This window comes from Veillonella dispar, from assembly GCF_937975875.1.
Lineage (GTDB): Bacteria > Bacillota > Negativicutes > Veillonellales > Veillonellaceae > Veillonella > Veillonella dispar_B.
In genome coordinates this window covers 1-3,777 of record NZ_CALJSP010000131.1, presented here as the reverse complement: position 1 = coordinate 3,777, position 3,777 = coordinate 1, and the positions used below count along the sequence as shown (strand labels likewise).

General features: G+C 35.0%; 5 protein-coding genes and 2 pseudogenes. 6 read left to right on the top strand and 1 reads right to left on the bottom strand.

Annotated elements, in window-relative coordinates:
* The 3 genes and pseudogenes from rpsI to Q7P05_RS06305 all read left to right on the top strand — a co-directional run.
* A partial coding sequence (gene rpsI / locus Q7P05_RS06315) for a 30S ribosomal protein S9 (protein ID WP_303931153.1) occupies positions 1-320 on the top strand: 320 nt, incomplete at its 5' end.
* A gap of 132 nt (positions 321-452) precedes the next feature.
* A pseudogene (gene rpsB, locus Q7P05_RS06310) lies at positions 453-674 on the top strand (30S ribosomal protein S2); the annotation flags it as partial.
* 41 nt (positions 675-715) lie between these two features.
* Positions 716-1,399 (top strand): HAD hydrolase-like protein, encoded by a 684-nt coding sequence (locus Q7P05_RS06305; protein WP_119208029.1) that lies wholly within the window; start codon positions 716-718, stop codon positions 1,397-1,399.
* A gap of 105 nt (positions 1,400-1,504) precedes the next feature.
* Here Q7P05_RS06305 and Q7P05_RS06300 read toward each other — a convergent pair whose 3' ends face one another.
* Positions 1,505-2,011, bottom strand: coding sequence for an S-adenosylmethionine decarboxylase family protein (locus Q7P05_RS06300; protein ID WP_005386379.1), 507 nt, complete (start codon positions 2,009-2,011; stop codon positions 1,505-1,507).
* Between the two features lie 214 nt (positions 2,012-2,225).
* Between Q7P05_RS06300 and Q7P05_RS06295 the strand changes: the two genes are divergently transcribed.
* The 3 genes and pseudogenes from Q7P05_RS06295 to Q7P05_RS06285 all read left to right on the top strand — a co-directional run.
* Entirely contained in the window at positions 2,226-2,705 is a 480-nt protein-coding gene (locus Q7P05_RS06295; protein ID WP_303931148.1) for a CtsR family transcriptional regulator, read from the top strand.
* Between the two features lie 48 nt (positions 2,706-2,753).
* Positions 2,754-3,251 carry a UvrB/UvrC motif-containing protein gene (locus Q7P05_RS06290; RefSeq protein WP_303931146.1) on the top strand — a complete coding sequence of 166 codons (498 nt, stop codon included), beginning with the start codon at positions 2,754-2,756 and terminating at the stop codon, positions 3,249-3,251.
* 12 nt (positions 3,252-3,263) lie between these two features.
* Positions 3,264-3,777: pseudogene (locus Q7P05_RS06285) on the top strand (ATP--guanido phosphotransferase); the annotation flags it as partial.

Below are 3,777 nucleotides of genomic sequence, written 5' to 3'. Positions count from 1 at the left end.
CAGGAAAGATTACTATTAACAAGAGAGACCTTGCACAGTACTTTCCATCAACTATTCTTCAGTATGTAGTAAAACAGCCTTTGAACAAGCTGGAGGCTGCTGAAAAATATGATATCAAAGTAAATCTTTACGGTGGTGGTTTTACAGGTCAGTCACAGGCTTTGCGTCTGGCTATCGCCCGTGCGCTGGTTAAAATCAACCCTGAAGATAAAACAGCTCTTCGTTCAGAAGGCTTCATGACACGTGATTCTCGTTCTGTAGAACGTAAGAAACCGGGTCAGCCCAAAGCACGTCGTAGATTCCAGTTCAGTAAACGTTAATATCCGGTTTTACTTGGAACTGGTTAAGAAGCGTTTAGTATCTAAACCAGCGGGACTCTACTTGGTAGCGGACTACCCGATGGTTGGTTGAGATAAACAAAAAAGAAAGTAAACGATTTAAAGAATAACAAAATGTCTAGAACTAATTTCGATACATTATTGGAAGCCGGTTGCCACTTCGGACACCTTAAGAGAAAGTGGAATCCCTCAATGGCTCCTTATATTTTCATGGAACGCAATGGTATCCATATCATTGACCTCCATAAAACAGTTGCTAAAGTAGATGAAGCTGCTGATGCACTGAAACAAATCGCAAAATCAGGTAAGAAAGTCCTGTTTGTTGCTACTAAGAAACATTGCATGGCATACATTAAAAGAGGCTTTAAAGAAATAATATGAAGAAAACAATATTATTTGATTTAGATGGAACTTTAACAGATTCTCAAGAAGGTATTCTTAAAAGTATTAAATTTGCATTGGAACATTTTGGCTATGATGTTCCTGATGAAGAAACATTGCAATTATTTTTAGGACCACCATTGGTAGATGCTTTTCAAGAGCATTGTGGCATGACCTTTGACCAAGCGGAAGAAACGTACTTTAAATTCCGTGAACGATATGGTACAATCGGTAAATTTGAAAATCAAGTGTATCCGAATATTGTAGACTTGTTGGCTAAATGCAAAACAGAACAATATACTATTGCCGTTGCTACAGCAAAGCCTGAGCATTATGCTAAGGATATTTTAGATCACTTTGAATTAACACCTTATTTTGATGTAATTGTAGGTGCTAATTATGAAAGTGGTTTATTGCATAAGAAAGAGATTCTTGAAAAAGCTCTTAAACTTTGTGGCAATCCTTTAACTGATGAAAATGGTCGTCGTTTGGCCTTTATGGTAGGCGATCGTAAGTATGATGTAGAGGCAGCTAACGAACTTGGTTGTATTTCTATCGGTGTTACATATGGTTATGGTACAGAAGCTGAACTAAAAGAAGCTGATGCAGAATACATTTGTGATGATGTTGATGAAATTGCTGATGTTCTTGACCTTGAAGAAATGATGGTTCGTAGATAAGCTATTATAAATAAAATATTAACCTTAAAAAGGCTAGAGGGATTTCCTCTAGCCTTTTTGTATCTATCTAATAAAAGGACTAACCAATAAGGTTAGTCCTTTGTACTATTTTTTTAGGCCGCTTTTTTTAGCTAATGTTTTGATAACCTTAGCACTTTGTTTTTTCAATTTGCCGCCTGTTTGTTTGAGTTGAATACGTGTACGAGAAACACGACCAAGTGTAGTAATCTTAGTTTTGCGACGTGGCTTCATATCACGTTCGTTACCAAAGTCGCCACGTTGTACACTTGTTGCTTTTACCTTTTCAGCTCTGAAAGACTTACGCAACGCTTTCATAATCAATGTAAGCGGTAAGGATTGCTCAAAAGAATACAAATCAACAGCCACATAGCCTAGAGCAGGATATGTGTGCAATGTAAAGTGAAAGCCTGGTGCAACAGATAGGAGGGCGATCTCCTCGTCCATAACTTGACAACTGATTTCATCAACATCAAGGTCAGCTAAATCAAATGCAGTTGCTACACTTTCTTGTACAGCTGTAGCGGATGAAATTGCATCTTCATCGCAGGAATATAAATCAATTAACAGTTCTTGTCCTAATGCTTCTGCCATAACAACACCTTCTTTCATAAAAATATATCTCATTTATTATACCTATAATTTAAGATTAAGTCCAATTATAGGGGGATGTATTAAAAGGTCAAATGTATAGTATAGAAATTTGACCTTTATATTGACTAAAGTCAAAAAGTCAAATATAATAGATGTATGTAAAAAGCAAATAGTCAAAATATATATTAAATAAAATGTTAAAGAGGTGTTTTTTATGAGTATGATAGCTGATAAAATAGAAAAGTTTATATTGGATCGTATGCGTGAAGAACAAGAGAAATTAATTTTAAAACGTAACGAATTAGCCGATGAACTAGATTGTGCACCATCGCAAATTAGTTATGTACTAAGTACACGATTTTCTAATGAACGCGGATTTGATGTTGAATCAAGACGTGGATTAGGTGGATATATTCGAATCACAAAATTAAATCCAGAAAGTTCTGATTCTCTACCAGCTGTAACAACCTATCGTATTTATGAAGGTCAAAATACAGTAGATCATTTAATTGATATAAAAGATGTAGACCAATCATTATTTCAATTACTACAAGCAGAAAAAATTACTCGTCGTGAGGCTCAATTGATGCATAATTCTTTTGCTACATTGATTGAAAATACGGATATTGAACATCGAAATAATGCAATTCGTGAGCTATACGCAACAATGGTGGATACACTACGGAAGGAGTGATGATCAGTGATATGTGATCATTGCCATAAAAATGAAGCTACTATCCATATGACAAATATTGTAAATAATCAGAAAACGGAACAACATTTGTGCAATACTTGTGCTACAGCACTACAACAAGAGGGAAAATTATCTCCCTATAGTTCCTTTATGAATGATATGTGGGATGATAGCTTTTTTACCAATGATTTCTTTAAAAATATGGTCTATCCTGATAATTTATTAAAATCTCATCAATCTAAACGGTGTCCTCAATGTGGTATTACCTATGATGAGTTTAATCGGGTAGGCAAGTTTGGTTGTGATACATGCTATGAAACTTTTGCTAGTGAAATAAAACCGTTATTACAACGTTTGCAAGGTAGTTCTGAATATGAAGGGTCAGTTCCTAGTCATGGTAATAATGTGTTTAAAGCTAAGTATGAAGTTAAACAATTGCGTAATCAATTAGAGATGGCAATTCAAGCAGAGAAATTTGAAAATGCAGCTATCTTAAGAGATAAAATAAAAGAATTAGAAGCCATCATTGGTGGCAATAAAGAATAGGAGGTTCTTATTATGTTAGATACTATATTAGATTCTCCTTTAAGCCCATGGCTACAACATGATACGGACGCAACCGATCATATTGTCATATCTAGTCGAATCCGATTAGCACGAAATTTTGATGGTATATTGTTTACAAATCGTAATGATAAGTCATCTTTAGAAAAGGTAAATACCATTTCTAGAGGTTTGCTTCAACCTTTAAAAGAAGCAGATGGACATCAATACTCCAATATTAATCTTGAGCAATTAAGCGAGCGTGAGCGCGCCATATTAGTAGAAAAACATTTAATGAGTCCTGCATTGGAAGAAAAACTGCCATATCGCAATTTAGTAGTATCTGACGATGCATCTATTGTAATTATGGTGAATGAAGAAGACCATTTGCGAATTCAATCTATGGTTTCAGGATTACGATTACAGGAAGCTTATGAACATGCTAAAAAAATAGATAAGGCAATTGAAGCAAAATATCCATATGCTTTTGATGAACGGTTTGGTTATTTAACGGCTTGTCCTACTAATG